Source organism: Deinococcus indicus (assembly GCF_002198095.1).
Taxonomy (GTDB): Bacteria; Deinococcota; Deinococci; order Deinococcales; family Deinococcaceae; genus Deinococcus; species Deinococcus caeni.
This window is the reverse complement of record NZ_NHMK01000012.1, coordinates 1-14,608: the sequence shown is the minus strand read 5'-3', so window position 1 is coordinate 14,608 and position 14,608 is coordinate 1. Positions and strand designations below refer to the sequence as shown.

13 protein-coding genes are annotated in these 14,608 nt (G+C 67.6%); 7 read left to right on the top strand and 6 right to left on the bottom strand.

Annotation, left to right across the window (positions count from 1 at the left end):
* Window positions 1-21: 21 nt before the first annotated feature.
* From CBQ26_RS09790 to CBQ26_RS09780, 3 genes are all read right to left on the bottom strand, one after another.
* Complete coding sequence (locus CBQ26_RS09790; protein WP_088248464.1) at window positions 22-1,704, bottom strand: SulP family inorganic anion transporter; 1,683 nt, start codon at window positions 1,702-1,704, stop codon at window positions 22-24.
* Window positions 1,701-2,030 carry an ArsR/SmtB family transcription factor gene (locus CBQ26_RS09785; protein WP_088248463.1) on the bottom strand — a complete coding sequence of 110 codons (330 nt, stop codon included), beginning with the start codon at window positions 2,028-2,030 and terminating at the stop codon, window positions 1,701-1,703. Before CBQ26_RS09785 ends, CBQ26_RS09790 begins: the two co-directional genes overlap by 4 nt.
* A 95-nt stretch (window positions 2,031-2,125) precedes the next feature.
* On the bottom strand, window positions 2,126-2,749 hold the full coding sequence (locus CBQ26_RS09780) for an ArsR family transcriptional regulator (protein WP_172418017.1): 624 nt from the start codon (window positions 2,747-2,749) through the stop codon (window positions 2,126-2,128).
* Window positions 2,750-2,797: 48 nt separating this feature from the next.
* Between CBQ26_RS09780 and CBQ26_RS09775 the strand changes: the two genes are divergently transcribed.
* Window positions 2,798-2,986 (top strand): YgaP family membrane protein, encoded by a 189-nt coding sequence (locus CBQ26_RS09775; protein ID WP_088248461.1) that lies wholly within the window; start codon window positions 2,798-2,800, stop codon window positions 2,984-2,986.
* Between the two features lie 196 nt (window positions 2,987-3,182).
* Here CBQ26_RS09775 and CBQ26_RS09770 read toward each other — a convergent pair whose 3' ends face one another.
* Window positions 3,183-3,743, bottom strand: coding sequence for a ferritin family protein (locus CBQ26_RS09770; protein ID WP_088248460.1), 561 nt, complete (start codon window positions 3,741-3,743; stop codon window positions 3,183-3,185).
* Between the two features lie 72 nt (window positions 3,744-3,815).
* A complete protein-coding gene (locus CBQ26_RS09765; RefSeq protein WP_088248459.1) occupies window positions 3,816-5,027 on the bottom strand; it encodes an NAD(P)/FAD-dependent oxidoreductase in 1,212 nt (403 codons plus the stop codon).
* Between the two features lie 101 nt (window positions 5,028-5,128).
* On the opposite strand from CBQ26_RS09765, the gene CBQ26_RS09760 reads away from it, so the two are divergent.
* The 5 genes from CBQ26_RS09760 to cydB all read left to right on the top strand — a co-directional run bounded on the left by CBQ26_RS09760 (window position 5,129) and on the right by cydB (window position 11,923).
* Entirely contained in the window at window positions 5,129-6,061 is a 933-nt protein-coding gene (locus tag CBQ26_RS09760; RefSeq protein WP_143342044.1) for a LysR family transcriptional regulator, read from the top strand.
* Window positions 6,062-6,135: 74 nt separating this feature from the next.
* On the top strand, window positions 6,136-7,833 hold the full coding sequence (locus CBQ26_RS09755) for an ABC transporter ATP-binding protein/permease (protein ID WP_088248457.1): 1,698 nt from the start codon (window positions 6,136-6,138) through the stop codon (window positions 7,831-7,833).
* Entirely contained in the window at window positions 7,830-9,431 is a 1,602-nt protein-coding gene (locus CBQ26_RS09750; protein WP_088248456.1) for an amino acid ABC transporter ATP-binding/permease protein, read from the top strand. The genes CBQ26_RS09755 and CBQ26_RS09750 overlap by 4 nt, the downstream gene beginning before the upstream one ends.
* Complete coding sequence (locus CBQ26_RS09745) at window positions 9,428-10,843, top strand: cytochrome ubiquinol oxidase subunit I (RefSeq protein ID WP_088248455.1); 1,416 nt, start codon at window positions 9,428-9,430, stop codon at window positions 10,841-10,843. Before CBQ26_RS09750 ends, CBQ26_RS09745 begins: the two co-directional genes overlap by 4 nt.
* A gap of 33 nt (window positions 10,844-10,876) precedes the next feature.
* Window positions 10,877-11,923: a cytochrome d ubiquinol oxidase subunit II gene (cydB, locus tag CBQ26_RS09740; protein WP_088248454.1), complete on the top strand. Its 1,047-nt coding sequence runs from the start codon at window positions 10,877-10,879 to the stop codon at window positions 11,921-11,923.
* Between the two features lie 363 nt (window positions 11,924-12,286).
* Here the strand turns inward: cydB and CBQ26_RS09735 are convergent, their stop codons facing one another.
* Window positions 12,287-13,813, bottom strand: coding sequence for a replication initiator protein A (locus CBQ26_RS09735; protein WP_244898024.1), 1,527 nt, complete (start codon window positions 13,811-13,813; stop codon window positions 12,287-12,289).
* A gap of 88 nt (window positions 13,814-13,901) precedes the next feature.
* Between CBQ26_RS09735 and CBQ26_RS09730 the strand changes: the two genes are divergently transcribed.
* Window positions 13,902-14,608: transposase (locus CBQ26_RS09730; protein WP_088248554.1), on the top strand; the 707-nt coding region annotated here is incomplete at its 3' end.

Sequence of the window (14,608 nt, the reverse complement as noted above, 5' to 3'; positions counted from 1 at the left end):
GGGTGTCGGCTGCCCCCATGGTCAGGGCTGGAGTTCGGCCAGCGCCTGCGCGCGCTGCACGTGACGCCAGGCATGCCGGGTGGCGTCCTCAGTGGTCTCGAACAGGTGATGCCCGGCCGTCGTGACGGCCTCCAGCAGCCCCATGCGCTCCAGAAGCGCGCGCGGCTGGTCCTGCAGTCCGCTGAGGAGCAGCGTCACGCCCTGAGCGTGCAGGTCCCGCTGCAGTTGCGCGAGGGCGTGGGCGCCACTGGCGTCGAGTGTCGCGACGCGGCGCAGCCGCAGGATCACGACGTCCACGTCCGGCAGGGCCCTGAGTTGCTCGGTGAAGCGGCCTGCCACGCCGAAAAACAGGGGCCCTTCGACCCGGTAGGCCAGCACCCGGGACTGCAGCAGGGCGGCGTCCGCGTCGGCCGGGGCGTCCTGATGGATACTCATCGGCTCGACGTTCAGGGTGCCGATCATGCGCTGGACGAACAGCACGCCGGCCACGGCGAGCCCGACCTCGATGGCGAGGATGAGATCGAAGGCGACCGTGACGGTCATGGTGGCCAGCAGCGTGACGTAGTCGCTGCGCGTGCTGCGCCGCAGGGTCCGTGAGGCGTCCCGTTCGAACATGCGGGCAGCCGTCACGAGCAGGATCCCGGCGAGCACGCTGAGCGGAACGAGCGCAGCGAAGCGTCCCAGGACGAGCGTGACGAGCAGTAGGAACGCCGCGTGGACGAGTCCCGTGACGCGCGTCTGCGCGCCGCTGCGCACCCCGACGGCCGTGCGGGCGATCGCGCCCGTACTGGGGATGCCGCCGAACAGTGGCGTGACGAGGTTCGCCAGTCCCTGGCCGAGCAGTTCCCGGTCCGGATCGTGCCGGGTGCGGGTCACGCCGTCGGCGACCACGGCGGACAGCAGGCTTTCCAGTCCGGCGAGTACGGCGACAGCCAGGGCCGGACTGAGCAGGTGGGGCAGCAGTTGTCCGTCCAGGGCCGGTAGCGACGGCCACGGCAGACCGGTGGGGACCGGACCGATGCGGGGCACGTCCAGGTGCAGCGCGAGGCTGAGCGCCGTGACGAGCAGCAGCGCGACGATCCCGCCGGGCAGCCGGACGTTCAGGCGGGGCCAGAGCAGCAGGACGCCGGCCGTCAGGAGGGTTAGTAGGACGGGCGCCGGGGCTGGGGCGCGCAGGAACTCGCGGAGCACGTCCAGGCTGGCGGGCAGGATCCGCTCGCCCGGGACGGGCGGGAGGCCCAGCGCGGCTGGCAGTTGCTGCAGCGCGATGATCACGGCGATGCCGTTGGTGAATCCCGTGATGACCGGCCAGGGCATCAGGTGAATGGCGCGGCCCAGGCGCAGCGCGCTCGCGGTGATCAGCATGAGTCCGGCGAGCAGGCCGATCACCGCCACCTGGGACAGGCCGTACTGGGCGATGACGGGCAGGAGCACCACGGTCATGGCCCCGGTTGGGCCCGTGATCTGGAAGCGGCTGCCGCCGAAGGCGCTGGCGACGGCCCCGGCGATGATGGCCGTGATCAGCCCGGCCGTGGCACCCGCGCCGCTGGTCACGCCGAAGGCCAGCGCCAGCGGGAGGGCCACGACGCCGACGGTCACGCCGGCCAGGAGATCCTGCGTGAACTGCGCCCGGGTGTAGCGGCGGAATTCGGCCTGCCAGGCGGGGAGGGGAGAGAGCGCCGTCAGGAGACCGGGGCGGGTCATGCCGGGCCGGCCTGCAGGGTGAGCTGCTCGCGTTGCCGCTGAAGCTGCCGCTCGTAGACCTGACGGCCCAGGTCGAGAAACGCGTAGATCTCGGGGTCCGAGGCGCGGTAGTAGGCCAGCGTGCCGTCGCGCCGGACGGAGACGAAGTGGTGGGCGCGCAGCACGCCGAGGTGCTGGCTGACGCTGGCCTGCTCTGCCCCGGTGCGGTCCTGGAGTTGCGTGACGGTCTGCTCACCGCCGCGCAGGACGTCGAGGATGGCCAGGCGGAGGGGATGGCCGAGCGCCTTGAACAGGCTGGCCTTGTACGTGTGCAGCTCCTGCTTCATGCAAGGATTCTAATATTGTAATTCTTGCATGTATAGGATCTGGGCTGTGCCAGGCGTCGGTGATGACCCCACGGCGTTCTGCCTGCCAGCGCTGGTCACGGGAGTCGCGCCATGAACTCGCAGGTGACGCCCCCGTCCCGCTGACAGCGTAGCCGCTCGACCGGCGTGCCACTCGCTCCGCTCAGAACGCGGGGCAGCAGGTCACAGATCACCTCGTGATGCAGGCCCGCGCCGACATACACGCAGTTGAACGCCTCGAGACACAGGCCGCCCGGCACGGCCCGCACGTCCGGCAGCAGATCGCCGTAATCGAGCAGTTCCAGCAGGCGCAGCAGGCGCGCCTCACCGCTCAGGTCACCCAGATGCACCTGCAGCGGCGCCACCATGTCCTGCGTGACGCGGGCCATCAGGCGCTCCTGAAGCCCTTCCGCCTGCGCGGCCGCGAGCAGCGCGTCCAGCAACTCCAGGTACCGCTTGGGAAACAGCCCCGTGGCCCGCGCCGTCACGGTGTACTCGGCCGCCGGGCGCCCCGCCTGACTCCCCGGAGCCCGGAGGTGCTTCTGAATCAGACCGCGCGCCAGCAGTCGCCGGAGGTGATACCGCACCGTGTGTTCACTCAGGTGCAGGGCCGCGGTGAGCGACGTGACCGTCTGAGGACCGCGGGACAGCGCGGCCATCACGGCCTGTGCGCCTGGGGGGATTTCGACCATTTCCGTCATAGTCACCTGCAAGTGAATCATGGAACATGAGGTCAGGAGGGATGAGACATGAGCAACGAAAGCACACTCGACCGGGGGATCCGCGCACTGCTGGCCCTGCTGCTCCTCGCCGCCGGCACCGTCGCCGGGGGAGCGCTCAGACCCACGCTGTGGGCGCTGGCCGGGATTCTGGGCGTGACGGCGGCCGTGGGGTTCTGCCCGCTCTACCGCCTGCTGGGCATCAACACGCGCCGCTGAGGCCAGCGGTTCACACAGGTCTGGCCGGCTGATCCGGTCAGCGTGACGAGAGGACGCACAGGCGTCCTCTCGCCGCTGCACCTCCTGAACGCCACAGCACGCACTGAGCACACCGCTCAGGACGTCCGGCTCAGGGGCTTCAACGGCAACCGCGCAGGTGGACGGCGTGAGGACCTGCACCCGCGCCGGGTGACCTTCACCGTTTCGGGCCGCCACTCGGTGAGCGCAGCGCACCCATCTGTGCGGCGGTCAACGTTCCGCCAGCCGCGGCAGCCTGCTGGAACAGGGGCAGGTGGACCTGGAGGGACGCCGCACGCAGATTGCCGAACACCTTCTGGAGTGGCGTGTCACCCGTTGCCAGAAGTGCCAGATCGTCGTACATCTTCACGTTCAGGACTTCCCCGTCGGCCCAGGCCTGCGCGGCGACACGCAGGTTGGTGGGGGCGGGAATCCTGCCCAGGTATGGGTTGGAAGGCACCGCCACTCCGTATCGCTGGAGCTGGCGGGTCAGGGCGCGGACGTGATTCTCCTCGGCGCGCAGCACACTGACATACGGTTCGACCGGCCCGTACCGGGCAATGACGGCCGAGTAAGCGGCGACAGCGGCGTACTCGCCATCTGAGGACATCAGCGCGGTCCAGGCGGCCCGTTCCGCGTCGGTATCGACGGTGGAAGGGGCCGCTGGGAGCGTCAGGGCGGCAGCGCACGTGTGGGCGAGCAGTGCGGCAGTCAGGGTCAGCGCGGCGATGCGGCTCATGGCAGTCCTCCTGTGCGGATTCAGGATGATGGGTTCAGGACCGACCCGCGTGCGCGGGTCAGTCCCGGCGGTTCAGGCCCGACCCCGGAGCATGCCGTTCCAGTACAGCCGGGGCAGGCCGTGCCGTTTGAGCAGGTACGCGTCGTACCGCTCTTTGGCGGAGTCCATGAACGGCGGGTAGCTGCTCTTGATCTTGTTGTCGTACACGAATTCCGCCAGGATCAGCTTGCCGCGGCCCGTGACCAGCGGGCATGACGAGTACCCGTCGTACCGCGCACTGAGCGGTTCACCGAGCAGGGCGGAGAGCAGGTTCGCGACCACGACGGGCGCCTGCTTGCGGATCGCGGCGCCGGTTTTCGGGTGTCCGGGCAGGCCGGCGGCGTCGCCGAGCGCGAATACCTGCGGGTAGCGGGGGTGCTGCAGGGTGTATGGATCGGTTTCGATCCAGCCGGCCAGCGGGCCGCTCGTGGCGGCGACCGGACTGTGCCGGATGAAGTCCGGGGCGCTCATGTGCGGAATGACGTGGAGGAGGTCGTAGCGTTCGGTGAACGTTTCCGTCCCGCCGGTGCCGTCCGGTCGCGTGAAGGTCGCTTCCTGCCGGGTGGGTTCGATGCCGGTGAGGGTGTGCGAGTACTGCACGTCGATGTCGCGGGATTCGACGACCTTGAGGAGCGCCTGGGCGTATTCCTTGACGCCGAAGATCACGCTGCCGGGCGTGTAGAACTTCACGGCGCTGCGGTTGCGCACGCCCCGGTCGCGGAAGGTTTCTTCGGCGAGGTACATGATCTTCTGGGGCGCGCCGCCGCATTTGACGGGCGTGGCGGCGCCGTTGAAAATCGCGTTTCCTCCGGTGAAGGTGCGGATGGTGTCCCAGGTGCGTTCTGCCTGACGGTAGTCGTAGATGGAGCAGACGCCGCCCTGGCCCAGACTCTCGGTCAGCCCGGGGATGGCGTCCCAGTTGATCTGGATGCCGGGGGCCAGGACGAGCGCGTCGTAGGAGAGGGTCTGTCCGCTCTGGAGGGTGATCTGCTGCGCGTCGGGATCGATGTGCTGGGCGCGGTCCCTGAGCCAGTGCACGCCGCGGGGCATCACGTCGGCCATGGGGCGGACGCTGGCTTCCTTGGGGACGATGCCGCCGCCGACGAGTGTCCAGTACGGCTGGTAGTAATGCTGTTCGGCGGGCTCGATCACGGTGATGTGGAGTTGGCGGGTGCGGCGGAGCAGGCGTGCGGCGACGGTCAGTCCGGCGGTTCCGCCGCCGACGATCACGATGCTGGATGTCATGGGCGTATATCATCACACGAACCAGTAACTTTGTTATATTTACAGTGTACTATTTATATTTCTGATAGTGAATATCAGTCAACAGGACGGAGGCAGTGGCAGTGCGCATTAATCCAGAACACATGATCACGTTCAGCGTGGTGGCCGAACTCGCCAGTGTTAGCCGCGCCGCGCAGGCCCTCCATCTCAGCCAGCCGGCGGTGAGCGGTCAGTTGCGCGTTCTGCAGGAGCGCGTCGGCGCGCCGCTGTACGAACGGCAGGGCCGTGGCGTGCGTCTGACCCCGGACGGCGAGCGGCTCCTGCCCTACGCGCAGGCGGTCGCCCGGAACATCCAGGACGCCGCGGATCTGGTGGGGGGCCTGCGGGCGCGCACTGCGGCCACGCTGCGCGTCGGGTTCTCGGTCGCGCTGACCCCGGCGGTGAGCAGCGTCGTTCGCCTTGGGGCCGAGCACGGCCTTCAGATCCAGGCGGACACCCGACCGGCGGCGGACCTCACCGACGAGGTCCGCGCCGGGACACTGGCCGCCGCGCTGATCGTGACGCCCCCTCAGCGCACCTCTGTCGACCTCGACTACCACCAGCTTGGCGAAGACACCCTGCGCGTCGCCGTCCCGCCAGGGCACCCGCTCGCAGATCAGGGGTATGTGCCGCCGCACGCCCTGCATGGCGAAACGCTGCTGTGGGCCGCGCATGGCAGCGGCATCCGCCTGCAGGCCGAGCGGCTCCTCAAGGGCACGGGATTGGGTGTCCATCAGGGCGCTGAACTCGGCAGTCTCTGGGCGGTGCTCGAAGGCGTGCGTCGCGGTCATGGGATCGGCATCCTGCCCGCCTCGTTCCTCAGCGGGGACCTGCGGGACGGCCGCGTGGTTTCGCTGGGAATCGAAGCGCCGAACGTCACGGTGGCGCACACCCTGATCACGCTTCCAGCCGCCGCGGTGCCCGCAGCCACCCGGACGCTGATCGAAGTGCTGGCGCGGCACCCGCTGCGGACCCTGTTTCATGTGGCGCCCGCGCCCCACACGCCAGCTCAGTGATAGTTTATATCTGTAATTCTGATAATGGGCCGTTTAGCCCGTGATTTTATCCATTTCATGGATATGCTCGCGGCATGACCTTCGCCCTGCTCAGACGCTGGCGGGCCGCGCCCCCGCCTCCCCAACACCCGCTGGCCCCACCTGACGCCACGCACCTCCTGCGCGAACTCGGCCACCATCCGGACGTCCGGCAGGCGCTCACTCTCAGCGCCCTGCTCAGCCTCATCAGCACCCTGCTGACCGCCACGTTCGCCGTCACTGCGGCGCAGGCCATCGCGACTGCCCTTCTCGACCACCGCCTACCAGACACAGCGGTGACGCTCACCATCGCCGTCAGCCTGATCGGTCGCGCCGTCACCGCCGCCCTCCGGGAGCGCATCCTCACGAGCATGGCCGCCCGGCGACTTCACGACCTGCGCGCAGACCTGACCCACGCCGCGCTCACCCTCGGGCCCGTACAACTCAGTGCCCAGCGCAGCAGTCACCTGAACCTCCTCGACACCGACCTCGACACCCGACTCGCCCCTTACTTCGCCCGGTTCCTGCCTGCCCGCTGGCACGCCGCCATCACCACGCCGACCCTGCTGATCGTGACGGCCCTGCTGGATCCGGCCACGGCGCTGCTGCTGGCCATTACCGGACCGCTCACCATCCTGTTCCTCTGGCTGGTCGGCCTCGCCGCACACGCGGCCACCGACCGCCAGTGGCAGGCGCACACGCGGCTCAACGCCCGCCTGCTCACGGTCACCGCGCACCTCCCGCTCCTGCACCTTCACGGACAGGTCAGCACGTACCGCCGCGTCCTGAAAGCAAGCGCCGAACAGCACCGGACCCTCACCCTCAACGTTCTGAAGATCGCCTTCCTCAGCGGTCTCGTCCTGGAATTCGCGGTCACGCTCGCCACGGCCCTCGTGGCCGTGTGGATCGGCGTGCGTCTGTTCGGCGGCGCCGCGTCTCTGGCCCCGACCCTCGCGGCCCTGATGCTCGTCGCCGAGTACTTCGCTCCGCTCCGGCAACTCGGCGCGGACCGCCACGCAGCCATGGACGCCGAACCTCTGGCCGCGCACCTCGCGGCCCTGCGCCGCATGACCCCGGTCCTGACCGGACAGCGCCCCACCGAACCCGGGCCGCCCACCCTGACCTTCCGTGACGCCCGCGCGCACTTCCCCGGCACCGGGGGCGCAGGGTGCAGTCCACTCACCGCCACCGTCCCCGCCGGAACGCACGTCACCCTGCGCGGCCCCAGTGGCAGCGGCAAGACCAGCCTCCTGCACGCCCTGCGCCGCCACGTTCCCTTTCAGGGAGAGATTCTGGTCAACGGCACGCCCCTGCAGTATCTCGACGCGGACGCCTGGCGCGCGCATGTGGCGTTCGTCCCCCAGCACCCGCACCTGCTGGCGGCGTCCCTGCGGGTCAACCTCAGCGTCACCCGGCCCGACGCCAGCGATACCGACCTGATCGACGTCGCCACGCAGGTCGGCCTGCTCGACCTCATCCGTCACCTCCCACAGGGTCTGGACACCCCGCTGGGTGAAGGGGGCCTGCATCTCTCCGGCGGCGAACTCGCGCGGCTCTCCCTGGCGCGCGCCCTGCTCACCACGCCCGCCCTGGTGCTCCTGGACGAACCGACCGCCCACCTCGACCCGGAGACCGAAGCGGCCATCGTGCAGGTCATCCGGGCCGCCTTCCACTCGAGGACCGTGGTGCTCGTCACGCATCACGCCGTCAACTTCTCCGCGCAGCACCTCACGCTCGCCGGGCGGGCCGCATGAACGGGGCGGTGCTGCTCGCGGCGCTCGCATCTCTCGCCGCCGTCGGCCTGGCCGCCGCGTCGGGCGTCCTGATCTCCAGGGCGGCGCTGCAACCCGACGACTTCCTGAGTCTCACCCTGCTTGTCACCACGGTGCGCGCGCTCGGCGTGGGCCGCGCCGCCCTGCGGTATGCCGAGCGGCTGACCGGCCACGCCCACGCCCTGGCGCTCGGCGCGCACCTGCGCCTTCAGTGGTTCGATACGATCAGCCGGTTTGGACGCGACCTGCTCAGTCTAGAGCGGCGCGGCGACCTGCTCAGTCGGGCGCAAGCGGACGTTGACGCCCGCCAGATGTGGACCCTCAGGGTGCCTCTGCCGCTCCTGAGTTTCATCGCTGTGGCCACCGCCATCACGCTCACCACCCTGCTGATCGATCCACTCCTGGCCGCACTGACCGGCGTGCCCCTGCTGGTCACCGCCGGTCACGCCGCCACGCAGCGGCACCCCGCCGCGGCCCTCGCCCAGGACAGACAGGAGCTGCGGCGCGAGCACAGCGCCCGCCTCCTCGACGCCGTCGCCGGAAGCGCCGACAGTGTCAGTCAGGCCGCCCTCCCACACCTCACCGCGCTCAACCGCGCCATCATGGTCACCGCAGGCAGCAGCAGCACCCTCGCGTGGCAGTTCACGCTGACCCGCGAACTGATGTTCGCCCTGGCAGTCAGCGGCGCGCTGTGGCGAGGCGCTGACCTGGTCACAGCCGGCACGCTCACCGGCGCCTGGCTGGCTGGACTCGTCCTGGCCACCGCGGCCGCCTTCGAAGCGGCCACGCTGCTCACCACCTTACCGGCCGCGCACGCTGAGCGGATCAGCGCCCGGAACAGGACACGTCAGTGGCGCGACCAGACGCCGCTGGTCGTCGGTCCTCCCTCGCCGCAGTCGCTGCCTGACGGACCACTCGAGCTCGACCTGCGCGGCGTCACGGTCCGGCTCGGTGAACGCACCATCCTCAACGGCGTCCACCTGCACGTCGCCGCCGGCCGCTGCGTGGTCCTCACCGGTCCGAGCGGAGCAGGGAAAAGTACGCTGCTGCACCTGCTCACCCGGGATCTCGATCCGGATCAGGGTGAGGTGACGCTGAGCGGCATTCCCCTGCCAACCGCGGCGCTGAGTGACGTGAGGCGCGCGCTGAGCCTGCATCCTCAACAATCTCCGCTGCTGGACGGCAGCCTACGTGAGAACCTGCGCCTGGCCGACCCGAATCTCACAGATGAGCAGCTCAAGCCCCTCCTGACGCAGTTCGCGCTCGATCACCTGTGCCCGGATCACTGGGTAGGGGAGGGGGGCACCCAGCTCAGTGGTGGTGAGCGCGCCCGAGTCTCGATCCTGCGTGCTCTGCTCGCCCCCAGCCGGATCGTAGTGCTGGACGAACCCACTGCGCACCTCGACCCGGACACCGAGTTGCTGGTCCTGAAGGGCATTCAGGCCAATCGGCAGGGCCGCACCCTCATCATTGCGTCCCACCGACCCGCCCCTCTCGCCCTGGCCGATCAGATCTACCGGCTCCAGGACGGCCAGCTGCACCCGCTGCCCGCCGCCTCCACGCAAAAGAAGGTCATATGAACGAGATCCTGGGCTTCTCCACCCTCGACCTGTCGCGCTTCCAGTTCGCCACCACCAGCATCTTCCACTACTTCTTCGTCCCGTTCACCGTCGGCTTCGCGTTGATCATCGCCGTCCTCCAGACCCTGGCCTACCGGAGCGGCGATCCAAAACTGGAGAACCTCACGCGCTTCTTCGGGCACCTGTTCTTCATCAACTTCGCCGTGGGCGTCGTCACCGGCATCGTGCAGGAATTCCAGTTCGGCATGAACTGGCAGGGCTTCTCGAACTTCGTCGGGAACATCTTCGGCGTGCCCCTGGCCCTGGAGGTCCTGATGGCGTTCTTCCTCGAGAGCACCTTCCTGGGCCTGTGGTGGTTCGGCAAGGACCGCATCCCCGCCTGGGCGAGCCTCGCGAGCATCTGGATCGTCGCCGCCGGGACGACCATCAGCGCCTTCTGGATCATCATCGCCAACGCCTGGATGCAGCATCCCGTGGGCTTCGAGATCAAGAACGGCCGGGCCGTCATGACCGACGCCTGGGCGATCGTCACCAACCCCAAGGGGCTGGAATGGTTCGCGCACATCTGGACGGGCAGCCTGACCGTCGCGGCGTTCTTCGTGCTGGCCGTCAGCGCCTACCACCTGCGCCGCCGGGCGAACGTCGAGGCGTTCCGCGTCAGCTTCCGCGTGGCGTTGATGACCGCGCTGATCGGCTCGGGCGGCGTGATCCTCGCCGGGCACGAACAGGGCCAGAGCGCCGTGCGCGACCAGCCCATGAAATACGCCGCGTTCAGCGCCCTGTGGGACGCCCCTGAAGGCAACCAGATGCCCGAGAGCCTCATCGCGCTGCCGAGCAACGACGCGCGCGAGAACCGCTTCGAACTCAGCGTGCCGTACGTCGGGTCGTTCCTGGCCTTCAACAACTTCACCGACAAGGCCAAAGGCATTAACGACCTCCAGAAGGAGTACGAGGCGAAGTACGGTCCCGGGAACTACACGCCGTGGGTGTGGCCGGTGTACTGGTCGTTCCGGGTGATGGTCGGCCTGGGGTTCCTGATGCTGCTCGTGACCCTGGTGTACGTGTGGCGCTGGCGTCAGGGCAAACTGGACGATCCGGGGCGGCTGTACCCGCTGCTGCTGGCAATGCCGCTCGTACCGCACCTGGCGAACTTCAGCGGGTGGATCGCCACCGAGATGGGTCGCCAGCCGTGGATCGTGCAGGGCCTGCTGCGCACCGGGGACGCCGTCAGTCAGCTGAACCCATTGTGGGTGCTGCTGTCGCTGGCGGCGTTCTGGGTGGTGTACCTGACGCTGATTGGGCTGGACGTGTTCCTGCTGACACGCACCGCCCGCGCCGGGATGCACGAACCGGATGTCGAGACGCCCTCGGTGCCCGCCCCCGACTACGTCCCCGAAGGAGCGCGGCTCTGAGCGGCCTCGCCGCTTCAGGGACAAGGAGACTGTATGCCTGACCTTCCCACCCTCTGGCTTTTCCTGATTGGCCTGACCTTCTCCATCTATTTCTTCCTGGACGGATTCACCTTCGGTGAAGGCATCCTGCAGCCCTTCCTGGCCCGGCGTGAACGGGAGCGGCGCGCCATGATCGGCACCGTCGGCCCGTTCTGGGCCGCGAACGAGGTCTGGATCATCCTCGGCGCCGGGGCGATCTTCGCGGCGTTCCCACTCTGGTACGGCACGCTGATGACCGCCCTGTACCCCATGTTCACACTGATCCTGCTCTCCCTGATCGGCCGGGGCGTGGCATTCGAGTACCGGGGCGAATCAAGTAACGTCCGCTGGCGGACCTTCTGGGACGTCACCAGCTTCGTCACCAACCTCCTGCCCGCCTTCCTGTGGGGCATGATTATGGCGAACATGGTGCGCGGCCTGCCCCTGGGCTCCAGCGGCCGGTACCAGGGCGGCGTGTCTGAGGCGATCAACGCGTTCAGCGTGCTGGGCGGACTGGCCACCCTGAGCATGTTCATCCTGCACGGCGCGACATTCCTGCTGCTGCGCCTCGATCAGGCCGATCCGATCCACGCCCGAGCCCGGCACGCCGCCCTGACCGCCGGTGCATTCGCCACGCTGTTCGTCCTGGCGTTCGTGTACTGGGGGTTCATTCAGGAAGCCCTCTTCCGCAGCTTCGGCCTGACAGCCTGGCTGTTCCCCGCAGCCGCCGCCATCAACCTCCTGCTGATCTGGGCTGCACTGGCCCGCAAGAAAGATACGCTGGCCTTCGCGGCTACCGGCCTCACCATCGTGTTCGCCACCGCCACCATCTTCATCAATTTGCACCCGGTGCTGATGCCCAGCACCATCGGTGACGCCTACAGCCTGACCGTGCAGAATTCAGCGTCCGAACCCTACACCCTCCGCCTGATGACCTACGCGTCCCTGTTCTTCCTGCCGCTCATCCTGGCCTACCAGGGATGGAATTTCTGGGTCTTCCGCAGACGCGTGACTGGCCACGACGCCGCTGAGGACGGCCAGGCTGTCTACGGGCAGACCTGAACGTGAAGATTGAGTCCGCCGGACAGAGGCTGATGGTACTCCGGCGGCCTCAATGTCGATGGTCAGATCACGGCCGCCCCCAGACACATGATTCCGGTAATTGTCGGCCGCTGGTTCATGTTTGAACCGAATACGTCTCATACGGACTCCGATCGAATGGGCCGCAAAGCCCGCCGGTTCCGAGCGAAGTGAATGGGAGTAACAGCGGGCTGCTGGACGTGGAGCCGGCAGGGGCGGTGAAGTTCCGGATTGCTGGCGAAACAACCGGCAGTCCGTATCAGTGCGAACTCTTGTTGAGCGGCCACACAGAGCCAGGTTCTCTTCCCCCCACTGTATCTTCGCAGGAGGTCTATCGATTTGGCTTCACCCACCGGGCAGTGCGCCCTGGCCCTTCTGAAGGCGCTCCTCGCCTTCCCGGATCAGTGCCTGCAGGAAGACTTCAGCGCTCCCGCTGTACACGGCTGTCATCAGTTCCCGTTCCACGGTGACCGTGTCCAGAAGCGCAGCCCGGATCGCCTGATGGATCAAAGCGATCCGGGCTGCGCCGAGCTTCACGACCTGCGCGCTGCATAACAACCGCATACGGGCTACGAGGGCGTCCGCCTGCTCTTCTGAAGTCAGTGACAGCAACTCCGCTTCGCGGGCGCGGCGAACACTCGCCACGTCCTCCTGAGCAGGCTCCTGTGCGGCTGGAGGCGCTGGCGTGGCCACGCCAGCAGACCGGGCCACACGGCCCTTTGGAGAGGCAGGCGGCACGAACCCCTCCGGATCGGGAAACCGGGTGCCGTCGTCCTTGAGGACGCTCACCACGTACCCGGCGCGGTTCTGAATTCGCCCGGAACCCCGGGCCAGCAGGTATTCCGCTTTCGCGAGGCGGTGGATCAGATCGTCCCGAGCGGTTTCCTGAACCACTGACTGCGCGACGTTCACACCGACGCCGTGCCGCACGAGGCGGCTGAGCAGGTCCATACCGAAATTGGTGCCATCGCCGAAGCGGTAGACGATCTCCTGCCGCGCACCGCTTCCCAGGTGCTCCACCGCTTTGAGGTACCCGTGTTCCTGCAGTTCGGTGTGGGCTTTTTCCAGGGCCCGGCGGATCCGGCTGGGCACCAGGTCCTTGAGCTTGCATTCGATACCCCAGTCCACGAGGCGCATCCGCAGGTCCATGGCGATCACCTGCGGATCGGTCGGGTCGTACCGTCGGGCGTCCAGCAGGCGGTACACGCTGCGGGTCAGGGGCCGCGTGAGTTCTCCGAGGAGCATCGGGTCCAGGGGTTTGAGGTACTTCTCCCGGACGCTCTGGACGAACGCGCGGTGCAGCCGGATCCGGATGACGCTTCCGCGCCCGAGGGTCTGCTCGGCACTGTCGTACGCGAGATCGTCCACCAGCGAGAAGGTCTGCGTGGTCCAGCGGCGCTGCGTGTGGGCCCGCCACGCGTTCTGAGCGACGAACTTCGCACTGTTCAGGCGGTGCAGGCTGGCATGCAGCACCTGGTAGTACCGGCCGCCGACATCCAGTCCCGCGCTCACGAGAATCTGATGCCCGGTCGTGACGATCTCACCGCTTTCGGGGGAACCCTGTTCCAGGAAGATGGTCAGGATACCGTTCATGATGTCGCCGTCCAGGCCGTGCGGCACACCACCGAACTCACTGGGCGCCACGCAGGAGAGTCTCGCGGGTTGCCCGTCGACGTCAAGGTGGACTTCCCAGCTGGTGTAATCACTTGGAATGCGTTCCTGTACGCAGATCAGCCCCAGTTGCCCCAGGTTCAGTTCGTCGACGCGGCGTGGGGTCTCGATCGCAGGGACCCGCGCGCCGGACCGGGGCGGGCGTGGACGTTCGACCTGGTGTTTCACGATCTGCCCAGTACAGGCGGCAGAATCTGGCATTGAGGGGCAGGTGCCTGATTGATGATTTCTCCTGACAACCTCGGGTGCTAGGGGTTGGCGACGAGACAGAAAAAGCGGAAGCTCCGGTATGCCTACCAAAGAACTTCCGCTGCACCAGTCTACCGTGACGGACCTTTTTACGATCATCTACGTCTACGTCGACGATTACCTCAAGGCCGCTGCCCGCAGCGGCCTCTTCACGTTACCCGACGAACCCAACCAGAAGGCCAGTTACGCCGAGCTCATGACCATCGCACTCGTCGGTGAACTCCTCCACCAGCCCTCGGCACAACAGTGGTTCGCTCAGGTGCGCGCCACCTACACCTTCCTCTTTCCCTCCTTACCCGATCGCTCCCGCTATCTCCGCATCCAACTGAACCTCGAACGCATCTACGCCGACCTTGCGCTCCGATTGCCTCACTTCGATGACGACACTGTCTATGTCATCGACAGCAAACCGCTCGTGTACTGCGTTGGCGCCCGACACAAACGCCCCAGGAGCATGACCACTGCGACGAGTGGTCGCGGCGGACACGGTGGATACGGCAGAACCGGGTTCTTCTACGGGTTCAAGCTGCATGCCGTGATCGACGATCACGGCATGCTCGTGCGTTTTGCCATTGTTCCTGGGCGAGAGGGAGACCCTCCCGTGGCACGGGCACTCCTGAATCCACAGGAAGCAGCGCTGGTCTTGGGCGACCGAGGGTATCAGGGCTGTGGCGTGTATGCCCAGCCGAAGAAAAACCTCAAGAAGCCACGCCACTGGTGGGGGGCGATGCGCTGGGTGAGAAAAAC

Bases quoted from the DNA above. Each gene is read 5' to 3' on its own strand.
- CBQ26_RS09790 (WP_088248464.1), bottom strand. From the start codon at position 1,704: ATGACCCGCCCCGGTCTCCTGACGGCGCTCTCTCCCCTCCCCGCCTGG.
- CBQ26_RS09785 (WP_088248463.1), bottom strand. From the start codon at position 2,030: ATGAAGCAGGAGCTGCACACGTACAAGGCCAGCCTGTTCAAGGCGCTC.
- CBQ26_RS09780 (WP_172418017.1), bottom strand. From the start codon at position 2,749: ATGACGGAAATGGTCGAAATCCCCCCAGGCGCACAGGCCGTGATGGCC.
- CBQ26_RS09775 (WP_088248461.1), top strand. From the start codon at position 2,798: ATGAGCAACGAAAGCACACTCGACCGGGGGATCCGCGCACTGCTGGCC.
- CBQ26_RS09770 (WP_088248460.1), bottom strand. From the start codon at position 3,743: ATGAGCCGCATCGCCGCGCTGACCCTGACTGCCGCACTGCTCGCCCAC.
- CBQ26_RS09765 (WP_088248459.1), bottom strand. From the start codon at position 5,027: ATGACATCCAGCATCGTGATCGTCGGCGGCGGAACCGCCGGACTGACC.
- CBQ26_RS09755 (WP_088248457.1), top strand. From the start codon at position 6,136: ATGACCTTCGCCCTGCTCAGACGCTGGCGGGCCGCGCCCCCGCCTCCC.
- CBQ26_RS09750 (WP_088248456.1), top strand. From the start codon at position 7,830: ATGAACGGGGCGGTGCTGCTCGCGGCGCTCGCATCTCTCGCCGCCGTC.
- CBQ26_RS09745 (WP_088248455.1), top strand. From the start codon at position 9,428: ATGAACGAGATCCTGGGCTTCTCCACCCTCGACCTGTCGCGCTTCCAG.
- cydB (WP_088248454.1), top strand. From the start codon at position 10,877: ATGCCTGACCTTCCCACCCTCTGGCTTTTCCTGATTGGCCTGACCTTC.
- CBQ26_RS09735 (WP_244898024.1), bottom strand. From the start codon at position 13,813: ATGCCAGATTCTGCCGCCTGTACTGGGCAGATCGTGAAACACCAGGTC.